At 47.6% G+C, this 17,425-nt stretch carries 20 protein-coding genes; 3 read left to right on the top strand and 17 right to left on the bottom strand.

The window, feature by feature from the left end:
* Positions 1–268 precede the first annotated feature (268 nt).
* Together MJO46_RS01400 and ilvN are read left to right on the top strand one after the other, a co-directional pair.
* Positions 269–1,987, top strand: coding sequence for an acetolactate synthase 3 large subunit (locus MJO46_RS01400; protein ID WP_253987782.1), 1,719 nt, complete (start codon positions 269–271; stop codon positions 1,985–1,987).
* Entirely contained in the window at positions 1,987–2,481 is a 495-nt protein-coding gene (gene ilvN, locus MJO46_RS01395) for an acetolactate synthase small subunit (RefSeq protein WP_007648174.1), read from the top strand. The genes MJO46_RS01400 and ilvN overlap by 1 nt, the downstream gene beginning before the upstream one ends.
* A gap of 68 nt (positions 2,482–2,549) precedes the next feature.
* Here ilvN and MJO46_RS01390 read toward each other — a convergent pair whose 3' ends face one another.
* The 14 genes from MJO46_RS01390 to trmJ all read right to left on the bottom strand — a co-directional run bounded on the left by MJO46_RS01390 (position 2,550) and on the right by trmJ (position 13,016).
* Entirely contained in the window at positions 2,550–2,993 is a 444-nt protein-coding gene (locus MJO46_RS01390) for an Hsp20 family protein (protein WP_198783280.1), read from the bottom strand.
* A 342-nt stretch (positions 2,994–3,335) separates the two neighbouring features.
* The gene (ndk, locus tag MJO46_RS01385) at positions 3,336–3,767 is read right to left on the bottom strand and encodes a nucleoside-diphosphate kinase (protein ID WP_011789197.1); all 432 of its coding nucleotides are present in this window, start codon (positions 3,765–3,767) and stop codon (positions 3,336–3,338) included.
* Between the two features lie 204 nt (positions 3,768–3,971).
* The gene (locus MJO46_RS01380; protein WP_198783279.1) at positions 3,972–4,139 is read right to left on the bottom strand and encodes a hypothetical protein; all 168 of its coding nucleotides are present in this window, start codon (positions 4,137–4,139) and stop codon (positions 3,972–3,974) included.
* A gap of 201 nt (positions 4,140–4,340) precedes the next feature.
* Positions 4,341–4,538 (bottom strand): Fe-S cluster assembly protein IscX, encoded by a 198-nt coding sequence (gene iscX, locus MJO46_RS01375; protein ID WP_198783278.1) that lies wholly within the window; start codon positions 4,536–4,538, stop codon positions 4,341–4,343.
* Positions 4,539–4,592: 54 nt separating this feature from the next.
* Positions 4,593–5,498: a 30S ribosomal protein S6--L-glutamate ligase gene (gene rimK, locus MJO46_RS01370; protein WP_253987781.1), complete on the bottom strand. Its 906-nt coding sequence runs from the start codon at positions 5,496–5,498 to the stop codon at positions 4,593–4,595.
* Positions 5,499–5,655: 157 nt separating this feature from the next.
* Positions 5,656–5,994, bottom strand: coding sequence for an ISC system 2Fe-2S type ferredoxin (gene fdx / locus MJO46_RS01365; RefSeq protein WP_037458606.1), 339 nt, complete (start codon positions 5,992–5,994; stop codon positions 5,656–5,658).
* A gap of 8 nt (positions 5,995–6,002) precedes the next feature.
* Positions 6,003–7,865, bottom strand: coding sequence for a Fe-S protein assembly chaperone HscA (gene hscA / locus MJO46_RS01360; protein ID WP_253987780.1), 1,863 nt, complete (start codon positions 7,863–7,865; stop codon positions 6,003–6,005).
* Between the two features lie 66 nt (positions 7,866–7,931).
* Positions 7,932–8,456: a co-chaperone HscB gene (hscB, locus tag MJO46_RS01355; protein WP_253987779.1), complete on the bottom strand. Its 525-nt coding sequence runs from the start codon at positions 8,454–8,456 to the stop codon at positions 7,932–7,934.
* A 15-nt stretch (positions 8,457–8,471) separates the two neighbouring features.
* Entirely contained in the window at positions 8,472–8,795 is a 324-nt protein-coding gene (iscA, locus tag MJO46_RS01350) for an iron-sulfur cluster assembly protein IscA (RefSeq protein ID WP_037458609.1), read from the bottom strand.
* 14 nt (positions 8,796–8,809) lie between these two features.
* Complete coding sequence (iscU, locus tag MJO46_RS01345; protein WP_011072277.1) at positions 8,810–9,193, bottom strand: Fe-S cluster assembly scaffold IscU; 384 nt, start codon at positions 9,191–9,193, stop codon at positions 8,810–8,812.
* 37 nt (positions 9,194–9,230) lie between these two features.
* The gene (locus tag MJO46_RS01340) at positions 9,231–10,445 is read right to left on the bottom strand and encodes an IscS subfamily cysteine desulfurase (protein WP_253987778.1); all 1,215 of its coding nucleotides are present in this window, start codon (positions 10,443–10,445) and stop codon (positions 9,231–9,233) included.
* Positions 10,446–10,523: 78 nt separating this feature from the next.
* Entirely contained in the window at positions 10,524–10,985 is a 462-nt protein-coding gene (gene iscR / locus MJO46_RS01335) for a Fe-S cluster assembly transcriptional regulator IscR (protein WP_198783274.1), read from the bottom strand.
* Positions 10,986–11,408: 423 nt separating this feature from the next.
* On the bottom strand, positions 11,409–12,230 hold the full coding sequence (gene cysE / locus MJO46_RS01330; RefSeq protein ID WP_253987777.1) for a serine O-acetyltransferase: 822 nt from the start codon (positions 12,228–12,230) through the stop codon (positions 11,409–11,411).
* A gap of 60 nt (positions 12,231–12,290) precedes the next feature.
* On the bottom strand, positions 12,291–13,016 hold the full coding sequence (gene trmJ / locus MJO46_RS01325; RefSeq protein ID WP_253987776.1) for a tRNA (cytosine(32)/uridine(32)-2'-O)-methyltransferase TrmJ: 726 nt from the start codon (positions 13,014–13,016) through the stop codon (positions 12,291–12,293).
* A gap of 153 nt (positions 13,017–13,169) precedes the next feature.
* Between trmJ and suhB the strand changes: the two genes are divergently transcribed.
* Positions 13,170–13,973, top strand: a complete 804-nt coding sequence (suhB, locus tag MJO46_RS01320) for an inositol-1-monophosphatase (protein ID WP_198783271.1) — start codon at positions 13,170–13,172, stop codon at positions 13,971–13,973.
* Between the two features lie 153 nt (positions 13,974–14,126).
* Here the strand turns inward: suhB and lolE are convergent, their stop codons facing one another.
* Genes lolE through MJO46_RS01305 form a run of 3 tightly spaced genes read right to left on the bottom strand, consistent with a single transcriptional unit; the run spans position 14,127 to position 17,358 of the window.
* A complete protein-coding gene (gene lolE, locus MJO46_RS01315; protein WP_253987775.1) occupies positions 14,127–15,377 on the bottom strand; it encodes a lipoprotein-releasing ABC transporter permease subunit LolE in 1,251 nt (416 codons plus the stop codon).
* Positions 15,374–16,069: a lipoprotein-releasing ABC transporter ATP-binding protein LolD gene (lolD, locus tag MJO46_RS01310; RefSeq protein WP_198783269.1), complete on the bottom strand. Its 696-nt coding sequence runs from the start codon at positions 16,067–16,069 to the stop codon at positions 15,374–15,376. The genes lolE and lolD overlap by 4 nt, the downstream gene beginning before the upstream one ends.
* A 56-nt stretch (positions 16,070–16,125) precedes the next feature.
* The gene (locus tag MJO46_RS01305) at positions 16,126–17,358 is read right to left on the bottom strand and encodes a lipoprotein-releasing ABC transporter permease subunit (protein ID WP_253987774.1); all 1,233 of its coding nucleotides are present in this window, start codon (positions 17,356–17,358) and stop codon (positions 16,126–16,128) included.
* Positions 17,359–17,425: the final 67 nt, after the last annotated feature.

Here is a 17,425-nt window from a genome sequence, read left to right as displayed (position 1 = left end):
GCTTGTTCCTCGTCATGCAAAGATGAAAAAGTTTCAAGTTGGTTATTTTTTACATAAAAGGCTTGATATGTTGTTTTTTTTGAATATGATGAAAATCTGTTCATTGCAACAGCTGCTGCATCCAAAGGGATGAGTCACTTAGCGCTTTATGGCCTAAGTTCAGCAATCGGAGTCTGAATTACCCTTCAGGCTTATTTTTAGAGCGATTACCGTCGCTGTAACACAATACTGTTTACCGTAACGGTACTATAGCAATAGGAGTTTCCACATGGAAAAGTTATCCGGCGCCAGTATGATAGTGCGATCCTTGATCGACGAGGGTGTAAAGCACATATTTGGTTATCCTGGCGGCTCAGTGTTAGATATCTACGACGCCCTGCACCTTATCCCCGGAATTGAACATATACTCGTTCGCCATGAACAAGCCGCCGTACATATGGCCGATGGCTATGCCCGCGCCACGGGTAAAGTGGGCGTGGTATTAGTCACCTCAGGTCCGGGTGCCACCAATGCCATTACTGGTATCGCCACCGCTTATATGGATTCCATCCCACTGGTTGTCTTGTCTGGCCAGGTTCCAAGCAATTTGATCGGTAATGATGCCTTCCAAGAATGCGATATGATAGGCATCTCCCGCCCGGTGGTGAAACACAGCTTTTTAGTACAAGATCCGACTCAAATCCCTGAGATCATTAAAAAAGCGTTTTATATCGCCTCCACTGGTCGCCCCGGTCCTGTGGTTGTCGATCTACCCAAGGATTGTTTAAATCCGGCCCTGCTACACGAATATATTTACCCTGATAGCGTCAAAATGCGCTCCTATAATCCGACCACATCGGGGCATAAAGGCCAGATCCGCCGAGGGTTACAGGCCCTACTCGCCGCGAAAAAGCCCGTACTCTACGTCGGTGGTGGCGCCATTATCTCTGGCAGTGATAAACAAATCCTTAAGTTAGCAGAAAGACTGAACATCCCCGTCGTCAGCACCTTAATGGGGCTTGGCGCTTTTCCTAGCACCCACAAAAACAGCTTAGGTATGCTTGGTATGCACGGTCGATATGAAGCCAATATGACCATGCATAACTGCGACTTAATCTTTGGGATTGGCGTGCGTTTCGATGACAGAACCACCAATAATGTCGAGAAATATTGCCCTAACGCCACTATTTTACATATAGATATCGATCCGTCTTCAATTTCCAAAACCGTACGGGTAGATATCCCCATTGTCGGCTCCGCAGACAGTGTGCTCGACAGCATGCTAGCCCTCCTCGATGAATCCGATGAGCATAATGACGCCGAAGCATTGAACCAATGGTGGCAGCAAATCGCCCAGTGGCGTGCTCGCCAATCTCTGGCCTATGACAAAGACAGTGGTCGTATTAAGCCGCAGCAAGTGATTGAAACCTTATACAAGCTCACCAATGGCGATGCCTATGTCGCCTCAGATGTGGGCCAACATCAAATGTTTGCCGCGCTCTACTATCCCTTCGATAAGCCGCGCCGCTGGATAAACTCTGGGGGTTTAGGCACCATGGGCTTTGGTTTGCCTGCGGCAATGGGCGTAAAATTCGCCATGCCCGATGAAACCGTGGTGTGTGTCACGGGAGATGGCTCAATCCAGATGAATATTCAAGAGCTATCAACCGCTCTGCAATATGATATCCCAGTTAAAATTATCAACTTAAACAACCGTTTCCTCGGGATGGTAAAGCAATGGCAGGATATGATCTACTCAGGTCGCCATTCCCATTCCTATATGGATTCAGTGCCTAATTTTGCCAAAATTGCCGAAGCCTATGGCCATGTTGGCATGACGATTAGCGATCCCGCCGAGCTTGAATCTAAGATGGCCGAAGCCCTCGCCATGAAGAACAGACTGGTGTTTATCGACATCATGGTAGATGAAACAGAGCACGTGTATCCAATGTTGATCCGTGGTGGCGCGATGAATGAAATGTGGCTCAGCAAGACGGAGAAATGCTAATGCGTCGAATTATATCTGTTTTATTAGAAAACCAATCCGGCGCCCTTTCACGTGTTGTCGGGCTATTTTCACAACGTGGCTATAATATTGAAAGCCTGACAGTCGCCCCAACCGATGATAATACGCTGTCACGCCTTAATATTACCGTGGTTGCCGATGAAATGGTCCTCGAACAAATCGAGAAACAACTGCACAAATTGATCGATGTGCTCAAGGTATCCAACATCACAGAGTCGGCCTACATAGAGCGAGAACTCGCCCTAGTGAAGGTCCGTGCCCAAGGTGAGTTTAGGGAGGAAATTAAGCGCACCGCTGATATCTTCCGCGGCCAAATCGTCGATGTCACAGCCAATCTCTATACCATCCAATTGGTGGGCACCACCGAAAAACTCGATGCCTTTATCCATGCCATGGGTGAAGTGACTAAAGTGGTCGAAGTGTCACGCTCGGGGGTTGTGGGCCTTGCCCGCGGCGAGAAAGCCATGAAAGCCTAAGGTTAAACATCAACATAAATTAAGGGGAGCATTAAGCTCCCCTTTTCATATTAACCATCCGCGAGCGATTAAGATTGGTTATCTAATAAACGTGATGAAGTGATCTCAATCTTGCGTGGTTTTAATGCTTCAGGGATCTCCCGCACTAAGTCAATGTTCAGCAAACCATTTTCTAAACTTGCGCCCAGCACGGTGACATAGTCCGCTAACTGGAAAGTGCGCTCAAACCCACGTTCGGCAATACCTTGATACAGGTATTTACGCTCGGTTTGGCTTTCGGCTTTATTGCCTTTTACCAATAACTTTTCGCCTTCACTGCTGATCTCAAGTTCTTCCATCGAAAACCCTGCGACAGCCATAGTGATCCGATAGCGATTTTCGCCAAGGAGTTCAATGTTATAGGGAGGATAACCTGAGTTACCATTATTCGCTGCGGCATGTTCCGCTAACTGTGCTAAACGATCGAAACCAATGGCACTGCGGTAAAGTGGAGTTAAATCATAGCTACGCATATTCATATCCTTGTCTTAAGCAATATGGAAATTCGGCGGACGGTTTTCACAATGAAAACACTTTTATACTGTCTCGCCCTGTTACTCTTTCTGTCCTTACGGCACAGAATTCACATCGGGAGCCTCATCGAGCGATCCCAAAACAGATATAAGGACAGGAGGTAGAATTTCAAGTCAAATGACAAAAATTTTTGCGCTCTATAAAAATTACAACCAAATCAGTATATTATAATTCACGCTAACATTAACTTTATCTGGGTCGGTAGCGCCGATTGCCATCAACTTTCCCAAGGCAATAAAAAAGGAGCCATAAGGCTCCCTTCTTTAGTCTTAGTACTCAGATTAACGAGTACGTGGACACAGTTCTTCAGCACTGAAGAAATAAGCAATTTCACGGGCGGCAGATTCAACAGCGTCTGAACCGTGTGCAGCGTTTTCGTCGATGCTTTCAGCGAAATCGGCGCGGATAGTACCAGGAGCCGCTTGAGCTGGGTTAGTTGCACCTAAAATTTCACGGTGAGCTAAAACAGCGTTTTCGCCTTCTAAGACTTGAACCATGATTGGGCCAGAAGTCATAAATGCAACCAGAGCACCAAAGAAGCCACGCTCGCTATGCTCAGCATAGAAACCTTCGGCTTGTTCTTTAGTCAGGTGTAACATTTTAGCTGCAACGATCTTAAGACCAGCAGTTTCAAAACGATTGTAGATAGCACCGATGTGGTTTTTTGCAACAGCATCAGGCTTGATAATAGAAAATGTGCGTTCGATCGCCATAACTAGCTTCCTTTGTCAGCAAGTTTGAAAAATTCGCGCGGATTATACGAAATTTCAAAACTAAATCCTATCTTTATAGCAAATAAGTCTGAGATATTGCGCACATTGGCTTGATTTGTAATCAGCTTGATCCCACGAAAAACGCCAGCATAAAGCTAAGCCTATGCTGGCGTTATAAAAATAATCTAATTTATGCCGAAAAGATTACTTTCTGTTTTTAGCCCACACACCGGCCCATGCCAACAGCGCAACTAAAATAATTGCAGGTGCAAAATCGAGTAGGTGATGAAATAAACCTACGCCGCCATGCCCCGGATGTGCCCAAGCCATTGTAGGTAATAGGGTAAATAGCAATACAAGCAAAAGTTTCATGTGAACATCCTTGCGGTAGCGAAAAATAAGTTAAGCAATGAACGAACTTAACCAATGAGTAACAAGGTACGTTATTCACTCGAAATGAATTTGATAACGATCAAACTCTCGCAAAAATCTCATTTCAATCAACCCGAAACGTGACATAAATCACTCTCTTGTATTACCCCTTGGACAAGATGACTTAACCAAGATTGCGCGCTACTTCTCTTCGATCCAACATTGCTGAATCGCTTCCAAAATACGTTCATTACAATGCTTTGGGTCATCATCAAAATCATTTAAGGCTAACACCCATTCATATAACTCAGTGAAATGCAGTTTATGGGGGTCAACATCGGGATGTTTCTCGAGTAATTCCAATGCAATATCCAAGGAATCTATCCATTTTAATTTCATTGTTCCCCCCTATGCGATCTGAGTGTAATCAATACAGTGAAAACCTAAAATAACCTATCCCTGTGCTTGGGTGATTTTCTTCACTTTAGACACATTTTTTTCAACAAACTCAATGATGGCACCCGCTACATCTTTAGTGGTTGCCCCTTCAATGCCCTCAAGCCCTGGGGATGAGTTGACCTCCATAACAACAGGACCATGATTAGAACGTAGCAAATCCACCCCTGCGACATTCAATCCCATCGTTTTTGCCGCGCGGATCGCGACCGAACGCTCTTCGGGCGTGAGTTTGACTAAGCTTGCCGTGCCACCCCGGTGCAAATTAGAACGAAACTCGCCGGGCATAGCTTGACGTTTCATCGCCGCAATCACTTTATCGCCCAGCACAAAACAGCGGATATCGGCGCCATTGGCTTCTTTAATATATTCCTGCACCATAATGTTGGCTTTCAGGCCCATAAAGGCCTCAATCACACTCTCAGCCGCTTTACGGGTCTCGGCTAATACCACACCAATGCCTTGGGTGCCTTCGAGTAATTTGATGACTAGAGGAGCACCACCCACCATATCGATTAAGTCCGGGATATCACTGGGTTTATTGGCAAAACCGGTAATAGGCAAACCAATTCCACGGCGGGACATCAACTGCATAGATCGCAATTTATCCCGCGAGCGCGAAATCCCAACGGAATCATTGAGCACATACACGCCCATCATTTCAAATTGGCGTAGCACAGCCGAGCCATAGAAAGTAATAGAAGCGCCAATGCGTGGGATCACCGCATCGAATGGCGGCAATTCTTGGCCGCCAATATGAATACTCGACTGACGCATATTGATATTCATATAACATTCAAGCGGATTGATCACTTGTACTTCATGACCAGCTAATGTCGCAGCTTCAACGAGTCGCTTAGTTGAATATAGCTCAGGCCCTTGCGATAGGATCGCGATTCTCATTCTGGTCTCCGACAACCATTTCATTTTGAGCGCATAATACGCCTGCGCCGGGATAAATCAATCACAGCGACTATGGTCTGTGCAATTGCGCTACACCATAAGTCAAAAACCAGTCACTTGGACTGGTTTTTGACGATAAAATCAGCGATATAGGAGATTAATTTCCTTCGCTAACCATATTAACTGTGTATTTAGGGATTTCAATTACCATATCAGCATCAACCACTTTTGCCTGACAGGATAAACGGCTCTCGGGCTCAAGCCCCCAAGCTTTGTCCAGCATATCATCTTCGAGTTCATCACTGGGTTCTAACTCATCAAAACCTTCACGCACAATACAATGGCAAGTCGTGCAGGCACAGGACTTTTCACAGGCATGCTCAATATTGATGCCATTACGCAGCGCCACATCAAGAATGGTCTCACCAACATTCGCCTCCACTACTGCACCGTCAGGACACAACTCTGCGTGGGGAAGAAAGACTAATTGGGGCATCACATCACCTATATGTTGTCAATTGACTGGCCTTTGAAGGCCACTCGAATAGAATTATCCATACGTCTGGCAGCAAAATCTTGGGTTTGCTCATCCAGTTGTTCAATCGCGAGTTTAATGGCATCGGCATCATCGCCCGCGGCCACTTGTGCCACATTGGCCATAGTCGCATCGATTTGTCCACGCTCATCGGCAGTTAACAAGTCGCCATCCTTAGCTAACGCGGCGTGTAAAGACTCGAGTACCCTCGCCGCCTCCACTTGCTGCTCGGCCAGCATACGACGACCGATATCCTCTTTCGCATGCTTCATCGAATCCTTCAGCATAGTGGCAATTTCGGTATCCGATAAACCAAAAGAGGGCTTAACTTGAATACTCGACTGCACACCGGTGGATTTCTCCATCGCGGTCACGCTGAGTAAACCATCGGCATCCACTTGGAAGGTGACCCGAATATGCGCTGCACCCGCAGCTAACGGGGGAATGCCTTTAAGCGTAAAGCGTGCGAGTGAGCGACAATCATCGACTAACTCACGCTCGCCCTGCACCACATGGAAGGCCATGGCAGTTTGACCATCCTTAAAGGTGGTAAACTCTTGGGCGCGAGCTACTGGAATCGTGGTGTTGCGAGAAACCACTTTTTCCACTAAACCGCCCATGGTTTCAATCCCTAGGGACAACGGGATCACATCGAGCAATAACAAATCAGATTCGGGTTTATTGCCCACCAAAATGTCGGCTTGAATGGCCGCGCCAATGGCGACAACACGGTCGGGATCAATAGATGTCAGCGGTGGTTTACCAAAAAATGCTTCGACTTGTTCACGTACCAAAGGCACGCGGGTTGAACCGCCGACCATCACGGTTTCTAACACTTCATCAGCCGTTACGCCCGCATCCCTTAGGGTACGTCGACAACTGGCAATGGTCTTCTTTACCAACGCCGAAATCATGGCATCAAATTCAGCTTTAGTAACGATTTGCGTGAGTTCAGTGCCATCGGCAAGGATCACTTTTGCTTCAGTTTCTGCAGCATCCGTTAAGGCTTCTTTGACTCGACGTGATTCAATCAACAGCTGACGGCTTAATTGTGAGTCGATGTCGCTAAGCTGCCAAACCTGTTGCATATGCGCTTGCAATAAATGGTCGAAATCATCGCCACCAAGGGCCGAATCACCACCTGTGCCCAATACTTCAAATACGCCGCGATTCAAGCGCAAAATTGAAATATCGAAGGTCCCACCGCCTAAGTCATAGATGGCAATTACGCCCTCTTGCTTCGAATCTAAGCCATAGGCAATCGCAGCCGCTGTGGGTTCGTTTAATAAACGCAGAACTTTAACACCCAGCAAAGATGCGGCATCTTTGGTGCCTTGACGCTGGGCATCGTCGAAATACGCGGGGACGGTTATCACCACACCTTGCAGTTCGCCGCCTAAGGTTTTTTCAGCGCGGGCGATCAGCGGACGTAAAATCTCCGCCGACACTTGTACGGGATTCACTTGGCCTTGCGGCGTCACAAATAAAGGTAAACCGTTTTCGCTTTCGGCAAACTCGTAGGGGAATGATTGTTCGCCCGCTTGGATATCCGCAAGACTGCGTCCCATAAAACGCTTCACCGAAACGATAGTGTTTTGCGGATCCTGCGCCGAACTTTGGGCCGCAAGGGCGCCGACTTCGACTGTGTCTTGGGTATAACGCACGATGGAAGGTAATGAATGCTGTCCATCTTCGTCCGGCAGGGTTGCCGTTTCGCCACTTCGAACCGCGGCGACCAACGAATTTGTGGTACCTAAATCAATGCCAACGGCAAGTCTATGTTGGTGTGGCGCGGCACTTTGACCGGGCTCAGCTATCTGCAAAAGGGCCATATTTATCCAACTTAGTAACGCCGACTCCGTTAAAACTGAGTCGGCTAAATAACATCAACACGAAAATTAATCTAACAGAGCGTCTTCGGCTCTGGTCAACTCGTCGTGTAATTTTGCCATAAATTTGAGTTTGCGAACTTGATCTGCCGCTAACAAGCCATCTTCGTCTTTACCGCTATGGAGCAGTTGAGTCAAAATCTGGGTGAGTTTAGCGCGATACTGCGCAAAGGATTGATACAGCTCATCGATGCTCTCTTGGGGATCGGCACTATGGCGAATATCTTCTAGGGCTTCACGCCATTCCATCTGCTGCATCAAAAAAGCGGTATCTTTCACTGTGGTGGTTTCATGACTTAAATCGATACCACGCAGCGCCAACATATGCTCGGCGCGGCGAATGGGATCTTTTAAAGTTTGATAACCGTCATTCACTTGGGCAGTACGTTGCACCGACAGTAATTTTTGCTGCTCGGTATCATTGGCAAACTTATCGGGATGCACCGCCCGTTGCAGTTCGCGATAGCGTTCTGCAAGCACAGCGGTGTCAATATCGAAGGCGGGGGAAAATTTAAATAGCTCGAAATAATTCATGCGTCAATTCGGCAATTAAACAGTGAAACTCTCACCGCAACCGCACTCACCTTTTGCGTTAGGATTGTTAAATTGGAAACCTTCGTTCAGGCCTTCCTTAATAAAATCCAGCTCGATACCCTGCAGATAAATAAAGCTCTTCGCATCGATGATGATTTTGACACCATCCACATCGAAGACTTCATCGTCATCATTCAGCGCATCAACAAACTCAAGTACATAAGCCATACCAGAACAGCCAGAAGTCTTTAAGCCGAGGCGCAGGCCAATGCCCTTGCCTCGATTTGCTAAGAAAGATCTGACACGATCCGCTGCCGCTGGGGTCATAGTAATCGCCATCTTAACTCCAGATGTTACTTAGCTTGCTTCGATTTATACTCGTCTATCGCCGCTTTAATGGCATCTTCCGCCAAAATAGAACAATGGATTTTTACCGGTGGTAAGGCTAATTCCTCAGCGATATCGGTGTTTTTAATCGCCGCCGCTTGCTCGATTGTTTTCCCTTTCACCCACTCGGTAACCAGTGAGCTAGAGGCAATCGCACTACCACAACCGTAGGTTTTAAACTTAGCGTCTTCGATAATACCGTCGGCGCCGATTTTCAGCTGCAGTTTCATCACGTCACCACAGGCAGGTGCTCCCACCATACCCGTGACGACTGAAGGGTCGTTTTTGTCGAAAGAACCAACGTTACGTGGGTTCTCATAATGATCTATCACTTTTTCACTGTAAGCCATGGTACTGCTCCAAAATTATCTATCGTAAATGGTCGAATTAATGATGGGCCCACTGAACTTGGTTCAGGTCGATGCCATCTTTAAACATCTCCCACAATGGAGACATTTCTCTTAATTTATCAATAGATTGAGTAATAACTTCGATAGCGTGATCGATTTCTTCTTCCGTTGTGAAACGGCCGATTGAGAAACGAATCGAGCTATGGGCCATTTCATCGTTTAAACCCAGTGCACGTAATACGTAGCTAGGCTCTAAGCTCGCCGAAGTACAGGCTGAACCCGATGAAACCGCTAAATCTTTTAAGGCCATCATCAATGACTCACCTTCAACATAGTTGAAGCTGACGTTAAGACTACCGCTCACACGCTGTGTCATATCGCCATTGATATAGGTTTCTTCAATATGTTTGATGCCATTCCATAATTTGTCACGCAATGCGCCGATACGCGCATCATCGGAGGCCATTTCAGCTTTGGCAATCGCGGCGGCTTCACCTAAGCCCACGATTTGGTGCGTCGGCAAAGTACCGCTACGCATACCACGCTCATGGCCACCACCGTGCATTTGCGCTTCTAAGCGAATGCGAGGTTTACGGCGAACATACAAAGCGCCAATCCCTTTTGGGCCATACATCTTGTGGCCAGAAATCGAGATCAAATCCACTTTAGTAGCTTGCACGTCGATAGGCAGTTTACCCGCGCTTTGCGCCGCATCCATATGGAAAATAATGCCCTTTGAGCGGCATAGCTCACCGATGGCATCCACATCGTGGATCACGCCAATTTCGTTGTTGACATGCATAATGCTGACAAGAATAGTGTCATCACGCATGGCCGCTGCTAAACGTTCCATCGGAATGATACCGTTTGCCGCTGGCTCCAAATACGTCACTTCAAAGCCTTCACGCTCGAGTTGACGACAGGTATCGAGCACAGCTTTGTGTTCGGTCTTGCTGGTGATGATGTGTTTGCCTTTCTTACTATAGAAATGCGCAACGCCTTTGATTGCTAGGTTGTTTGACTCAGTTGCGCCAGACGTAAACACGATTTCACGGTGATCGGCATTAATTAAGTCAGCCACTTGGTTGCGAGCGATATCCACCGCTTCTTCAGCTTGCCAGCCATAGCGATGTGAGCGGGAGGCGGGGTTGCCAAAGATGCCGTCCATAGTCATATATTGGAACATTTTTTCCGCGACTCTCGGATCGACAGGCGTGGTGGCGGCATAATCTAAATAGATAGGAAGCTTCATAACACACTCCGTACTGAGCAGTCTCTGCCGAGGCTACATACAACGTACAAAAATAATTTTTATCGTATAACAAGGAGCCTACAAACTGACTCTTTGTTCCTTTTGCATAGTGTCTTGCTTAAGTGAGATAAACTGTACATCCCGCTTCTGCATCAAGCCCGCAAGACTGATACCGTTTAAAAAATCTGAAATTTGTTTGCTTAAATCGCCCCAAAGCGAGTGCGTTAAGCAGCGAGTTCCACTCTGACAATTGCCTAATCCTTGGCAACGAGTCGCATCGACAGACTCGTCAACCGCATGGACAACCATGCCGACTGAAATATCGTTGGCTTCTAGCCCTAAGCGATAACCACCACCGGGTCCGCGAACACTAGCGACTAAACCATGCTTTCTTAACTTAGCGAAGAGTTGTTCCAGATAGGAAAGCGAAATCCCTTGTCTTTCAGAGATATCCGCCAAGGGAACCGGTCCCGATGCCGAGTGAATTGCCACGTCAAGCATAGCGGTTACTGCATAACGACCTTTTGATGTAAGTTTCATAACTACCATAGCTCCCAAACAGGTATGGGGTTATTTCAACATACCCGAGTAAATCAGTCAAGTATAAAACCTACTAAAACACTCAAGTATATGAGTGTAGTGCGAACCAATACCCTTTCATCTTGGTGGGGTATTTAACCTTTTTCTGCCCTAAGATTCAATGCCAAAGCGGCAATTAATCGGCACACTAAAGCCGATATCGAGATCTATCGCACGATAAGGTCCGCGAAAACCGAATGCATATCCCTAAGGCTCACAAAATAGTCACACTGCACTGTTAGTTAGTGCAGCGACAACAATAGTGCAGCGACAAAAAATACGAAACTTTAGTGCTGCGGCAAAAAATACCAAAATCTTGGGTTGAGATGCACCCGCCAAGTTATTCTGTTTGGGTGCAGTCACTTAACCTCAAACTAGGATGCATTAGATCCCCGGATCAAACTCATCGTGGCTGTTCTGACGCTTCACTGCCGCCGCTTTTTCGGCATCATTAAACTCGCCCACATCCAATTCCGGCAGTTTTTCGGTACACACATCACCGCCTAAACGTTGAATAGCTTGACATAAATCCTGCACTTTCGAGTCCATCAAATGCATATGATCTAGCATTTGCCCAATGGCGTTCGCGACTGGATCGGGATTATCGGGCGAAACGGCATAGGCATCGAAACCGTATTTTTTCGCCATCGCACTGCGGCGCTCGGACTTTTCCTTTGACTGAGGTGACGGGGTTGCCACCACGCGACCAGGAATGCCAACGACAGTCGTGTCCTTTGGCACATCTTTGACCACCACAGAATTTGACCCCACACGGGCGCCATCGTGCATAGTAATAGGGCCGAGGATCTTAGCGCCCGCGCCAACCACCACATTATTGGCTAAAGTCGGGTGACGTTTTCCCGCCTGCCAGGTGGTACCACCCAGTGTAACGCCGTGGTAAAGGGTGCAATCATCGCCAATTTCGGCGGTTTCACCAATCACCACTCCCATACCGTGGTCAATGAAGAATCTATGTCCTATGGTTGCCCCGGGATGGATCTCAACCCCAGTCAACCAACGGGAAAACGTCGATAAACAACGGGCCGTTAAACGCCAATCGCACTTCCATAACTTATGGCTTATCCGGTGCAGCCAAATGGCATGCATTCCCGGATAGTTAATTAAGATCTCAAAGGCGCTACGCGCCGCGGGATCACGGTGATATATAGATTCAATATCTTCTTTTAGCCTAGCTATCACACCCATCACTCAATCCTTCGCACTGATTATTGTTTGCCCGTTATTATTTGCCAGATAAGCACTGGGCTATTTGTGTTTATCACCGACCACTTTGTCGATGGAGGTCAATATTCCCCGAAGGATATTCATCTCCTGGCTCTCAATCCGCGCTCGACTGAATAATCGGCGCAGTTTTGTCATTACTTGTCCCGGGTGATTTTTAATAATAAAACCCGTTGATAACAGCGTACTTTCGAGGTGAACGAAGAAACGCTCTTGATCCGCAGCTAAGGGATATTCTGTCGGCTCAGCTATAGCTTCTGTTTGTGCTAAATGGGCAACCCGAGTCTCGTAACAGATAATTTGCACCGCTTGCGCAAGGTTAAGTGAGCTGTACTCTGGGTTGGCGGGAATCGCAACATGGTAAGTACATTGCTGCAGTTCTTCATTACTTAAGCCGTGATTCTCGCGGCCAAACACTATGGCAACAGGGCCACTTAGGCTTTCGCTGACCAGTTTCTGCCCTGCCTCTCGCGGGTCAAGCATGGGCCAATCTAAGGTTCGGCTGCGCGCACTCGTGGCAATCACCAAACTGCAATCGGCAATGGCTTCGGCGAGTGAATCAACTTTGACTAAGTGTTTCAAAATGTCGGAGGCACCAGCGGCTAATGCAATGGATTGACCATCAACCTCACAACGAGGTTCGGCAAGGTACAGGGTTGATAAACCCATAGTCTTCATCGCTCTGGCGGTGGAACCTATATTGCCGGGGTGCGATGTCCCCACTAAAACCACACGAATATTACTTAGCATGAAACAACTTAATTTAATTCATAAAACACTGGGGGCGAATATTATCACAGGCGTGGGCGAATGCTTATATGAAAATCGGTATTTGATATAACAATCAAATCGAGTATAATGCCGCCCGCTATTTTAACGTTCTTTAACATCCAGGGGATTGCAATGCATCCGATGCTGACGATTGCTGTTCGCGCTGCCCGCGCGGCCGGCCAAACTATTATGCGCGCCTACACTGAACTTGACCGAGTTGAAGTCAGTGCCAAAGGTATCAATGATTTTGTTACCAGTGTAGACAAGGAAGCAGAAGCGGCTATTACGTACCAAATTCGTAAATCTTATCCAGATCATACAATTGTGGGTGAAGAGAAAGGTGAAAACCGCGGTGAAAACAAAGACTATATTTGGATAGTCGATCCTCTGGATGGCACTAACAACTTTGTTAGAGGCATTCCCCACTTCTCTGTTTCCATTGCACTGCAATACAAGGGCAAGACTGAAGTTGCCGTTGTTTACGATCCTGTCCGTGAAGAACTCTTTACCGCTATCCGTGGTAAGGGTGCAAAACTCAACGATTTTAGGATCCGCGTCACGAATGTAAATGAATTAACCCCAACCATTATCGGCACGGGTTTCCCATTTAAAGCACGCCAACACACTGAAACTTATATGGCTATTTTTGGCGAAGTCTTCGGCCAATGTGCTGACTTACGTCGCGCAGGTTCCGCCGCCTTAGATTTAGCCTATGTTGCTGCTGGCCGTTTAGACGGTTTCTTCGAAATCGGCTTAAAGCCTTGGGATATCGCCGCTGGCGATCTTATCTGCCGCGAAGCGGGCGGTACTGTGACTGACTTTACTGGCAACCATAACTATTTGGTTTCAGGTAATATCGTTGCTGGCTCACCTAAAGTGACCACTGAATTAGTAAAGATCATGCGTCCACTATTGAATGAAGGTTTAAAGCGTTAATTTCATCGCCATCTTCATTTAGTCGCCAAGATTAAAAAGGCCAGTGACTTCTTTAAGAAGTCACTGGCCTTTTGTTTAGCAATCAGACTATTAGTCACTATCCCGCTCTAACAATGCTACTCGCTAAAGCACACTACCTAGCTGTAAAGCATACTACCTACCCGCTAAGGCTTGTGCTGGCGCAATTTGACTGGCCTTCAACGCTGGATATAAGGTTGCAATCAAGCTCATCATAAATGCCATGGCAATTACGAGCACCGCATCCGAGCCATGCAATTCAGAGGGAAGAAAGTCGACAAAGTATACATCCGCTGACAATAGCTCAATACTGAATAACCGCTCAATGGCACTGGCGATATCACTTAGATTCAGCGCCATGCTGATACCAATAATGCCGCCAAGACCACAACCGAGCAGCCCGTTTAAGGCGCCCTGCACCATAAAAATGCCCATCACGGCCAAACGGCTCAGGCCCATAGTCATTAAAATAGCAATTTCAGAGGCTTTATCCCGCACTGCCATGACTAAGGTGGAGACAATATTGAAGCAAGCCACACCAATAACTAACACGAGAACCAAGTACATCACGGTGCGAACCAGTTGAATATCTTGATATAAATGCCCTTGAGTACGAGTCCAGTCGCTAATATACACCGACTGCTTTTGCGCATAACCCAGTTCACGCACTTTGGCTGGCGCCTCAAACACTTTATCGACACTAATACGCACGCCCGTCACACCGCTATGCATATTTAGGATCTGCGCTGCATAGCGCATTGGAATATAGGCGGTCGTTAACTCAAGCTCTCCCCCGAGGGAATAAATGCCGGACACCACAAATCTATGGCTTTTTGCCGCGCGTAGACTCCCCGCCGCATCTGGATCTGAGTCCTGCACATAGAGTGCTACTGTATTCCCCAGTTTAAGCCCTAGCTTTTTCAATAAGCTCTTGCCAAGGACAATATTATTCGCATCCTGACCTAAACTCTGCCAGCTTTCATCACTCATAAATTGTGACAGGGCTGAGACCTTCATTTCTTCTTCCAGCTCAATCCCCACCACGGATAAGCCTTGAAACCCACCGGGCTTTTGCACTAATCCTTGCATACGAATAAAAGGCGCCGCGCCGCGAATACCCTCAATCTGTTCGGCATCTTTGACAACGTTTTGCCAATCGCTAATCGGCGCGTCCACCCCAACAATATCCGCCTGCGGTACTACGCCAAGAAATCGTTGCTCTAACTCACGCTCAAAGCCATTCATTGCCGACAATACGACGATCAATACCGCCACGCCGAGGGCAATGCCTGCGGTCGAAGCGAAGGAGATAAAGCTAATAAAACTATTTGATTGACGGGCACGGTAAAAACGCCAACCAATGGATAGGGCTAACGGTCCTTTCATACTTGGGTTTCCGCCGCTAATTGCAGGTAACCGTTTTTCATCATCAATTGTCTGTCCATACGCCCAGCCAGTTTGTGATCATGGGTCACTACCACAAAGGCCGTGCCGAGTTGATTGGCTAACTCGCGGATAAGTTCATACACAGCATCACCACTGTTGGCATCTAAGTTTCCCGTAGGTTCATCGGCAAGCACCAACTTAGGCTGATTGATCAGGGCCCGCGCGATCGCCACCCGTTGACGTTCACCGCCCGAGAGTTCCGCCGGAAGATGGGTCATGCGATGACCTAACCCGACCCGCTCTAACAGGACTTGTGCATCGGCGAGTGCTTGCTTGCGATCTTTGCCTTGGATAAAAGCAGGCATAGCCACGTTTTCCAGCGCGGTAAATTCAGGTAGTAAGTGGTGGAACTGATAAATAAAACCTAAATCTTGATTACGGATCTGCGCCTGACGCGCACTGCTGACGCGGTACAAATCTTCACCCAGCAGCAACACCTTACCCGATGTAGGCTCATCTAATGTGCCCATAATATGCAGTAGCGTACTCTTACCCGAGCCCGAGCTGCCGACAATCGCCAACTGTTCGCCCTTAAACACCTGTAAATCCACATTCGATAATACTTGGGTGGTCACGGCGCCGTCGTGATAACTCTTACTGACACTCTGTACTTGCAGTAACACGTCTTGCATTCAAATTCTCTCTATCAATTCTGGGAATAGGGTTTGGCGAGTTAAACCAGATCCAATTATTCGTATCGTAGCGCCGTGGCAGGTTGCACTCTGGCCGCGCGCAGCGCCGGATAGAGGGTTGCCAACAAAGTTACCGCTAAAGTGCCTATCACTATGGCCGACAATTGCACTAACTCCAGCTTCACGGGTAACACTTGCCCTGCCCCTAAAATAGAAATACCTAAGCTCGACATTATGCCATTGAGATTGAGCGTCAGTAGAATGCCGACACCTAAGCCCAGCACTAATCCTAATACGGCATTGAGCGAACCTTGAACCACAAAGATCCCCATCACCGAGGCCGTTGTCAGCCCCTGCGTCTTAAGTACCGCCACATCGGTGGTTTTATCGACCACCATCATCACTAGGGCCGAAACAATGTTAAAGGCGGCCACGGCCACAATTAAACTCAGCATCAGTGACATCATGTTTTTTTCCATTTTCACTGCGCTAAATAAATGCCCATAGGTGTCGCGCCAATCGCTGGTCGTCGCCTTAATCCCTTGTTTAGCGAGTATATCCTGCACTTTAGGCGCTAAGGCGGGGGCAGTGAAAGAGTCGTCTAAATAGAGCCTAAGTTGATTGATCTCATCGCTCGGTTGACGCATTAGGCGTTTCGCATCCTGATAATGGATATAGGCCACGCCCGCATCGACCTGTGAGCCCATTTCAAAGATACCCGAGACCAAAAACTTACGTTGGCTCGGTACAGGCCCAAGTGGCGAGTAAACCACACCATCGCCGCTCAATAATCTAACGGTATCCCCAGGGCTCACCTTGAGTTGACGGGCAAGCTCTGCCCCTAAAATCACTTTATATTGTCCGCTCGTCAGCTCATCAAAGGCGCCAGAATAAGTATGCTTAGCGACCGCAGACAAGGTTTGCGCAAGCTCGGGAAAGATCCCAAAGACCTGCACCGCGCGAATATTCGCGGCCGATTGCACCATAGCTTGGGTCGACACACTGGGGGTCACGCCCTTCACACTCGGTAGCGTCTTCAGTGCCGTCGCTTGGACCGTCCAATCGCTTAAGGGCGCCTCAGTATAAATAGTTAACTGAGGAACAGCGCCGAGAATACGCTCTTTTAATTGCCCCTCCAGACCATTCATCACCGAACTGACCACAATAAGTGCCGCCACGCCTAAAAAAATGCCTGACACGGCAAATATTGTAATGAAAGAAGCAAAGGCATTTGCCTTTCTGGCCCGCCAATAGCGGTAACCAACGTAGAAGGGAAATCGTAGATCCATTGAAAGAGGGCTGCGTCCTGTGTGATGAACTTGCTAAATCATAAAGATGGGCACGATAATAGGGGTT

The sequence above is a fragment of the Shewanella sp. KJ2020 genome, from assembly GCF_024197625.1.
Classification (GTDB): Bacteria; Pseudomonadota; Gammaproteobacteria; order Enterobacterales; family Shewanellaceae; genus Shewanella.
The sequence above is the reverse complement of the archived record's forward strand: the minus strand, read 5'-3'. Positions and strand labels throughout refer to the sequence as shown.

Coding starts and splice junctions, on each gene's coding strand:
- MJO46_RS01400 (WP_253987782.1), top strand. CDS start 269: ATGGAAAAGTTATCCGGCGCCAGTATGATAGTGCGATCCTTGATCGAC.
- ilvN (WP_007648174.1), top strand. CDS start 1,987: ATGCGTCGAATTATATCTGTTTTATTAGAAAACCAATCCGGCGCCCTT.
- MJO46_RS01390 (WP_198783280.1), bottom strand. CDS start 2,993: ATGCGTAGCTATGATTTAACTCCACTTTACCGCAGTGCCATTGGTTTC.
- ndk (WP_011789197.1), bottom strand. CDS start 3,767: ATGGCGATCGAACGCACATTTTCTATTATCAAGCCTGATGCTGTTGCA.
- MJO46_RS01380 (WP_198783279.1), bottom strand. CDS start 4,139: ATGAAACTTTTGCTTGTATTGCTATTTACCCTATTACCTACAATGGCT.
- iscX (WP_198783278.1), bottom strand. CDS start 4,538: ATGAAATTAAAATGGATAGATTCCTTGGATATTGCATTGGAATTACTC.
- rimK (WP_253987781.1), bottom strand. CDS start 5,498: ATGAGAATCGCGATCCTATCGCAAGGGCCTGAGCTATATTCAACTAAG.
- fdx (WP_037458606.1), bottom strand. CDS start 5,994: ATGCCCCAATTAGTCTTTCTTCCCCACGCAGAGTTGTGTCCTGACGGT.
- hscA (WP_253987780.1), bottom strand. CDS start 7,865: ATGGCCCTTTTGCAGATAGCTGAGCCCGGTCAAAGTGCCGCGCCACAC.
- hscB (WP_253987779.1), bottom strand. CDS start 8,456: ATGAATTATTTCGAGCTATTTAAATTTTCCCCCGCCTTCGATATTGAC.
- iscA (WP_037458609.1), bottom strand. CDS start 8,795: ATGGCGATTACTATGACCCCAGCGGCAGCGGATCGTGTCAGATCTTTC.
- iscU (WP_011072277.1), bottom strand. CDS start 9,193: ATGGCTTACAGTGAAAAAGTGATAGATCATTATGAGAACCCACGTAAC.
- MJO46_RS01340 (WP_253987778.1), bottom strand. CDS start 10,445: ATGAAGCTTCCTATCTATTTAGATTATGCCGCCACCACGCCTGTCGAT.
- iscR (WP_198783274.1), bottom strand. CDS start 10,985: ATGAAACTTACATCAAAAGGTCGTTATGCAGTAACCGCTATGCTTGAC.
- cysE (WP_253987777.1), bottom strand. CDS start 12,230: ATGGGTGTGATAGCTAGGCTAAAAGAAGATATTGAATCTATATATCAC.
- trmJ (WP_253987776.1), bottom strand. CDS start 13,016: ATGCTAAGTAATATTCGTGTGGTTTTAGTGGGGACATCGCACCCCGGC.
- suhB (WP_198783271.1), top strand. CDS start 13,170: ATGCATCCGATGCTGACGATTGCTGTTCGCGCTGCCCGCGCGGCCGGC.
- lolE (WP_253987775.1), bottom strand. CDS start 15,377: ATGAAAGGACCGTTAGCCCTATCCATTGGTTGGCGTTTTTACCGTGCC.
- lolD (WP_198783269.1), bottom strand. CDS start 16,069: ATGCAAGACGTGTTACTGCAAGTACAGAGTGTCAGTAAGAGTTATCAC.
- MJO46_RS01305 (WP_253987774.1), bottom strand. CDS start 17,358: ATGGATCTACGATTTCCCTTCTACGTTGGTTACCGCTATTGGCGGGCC.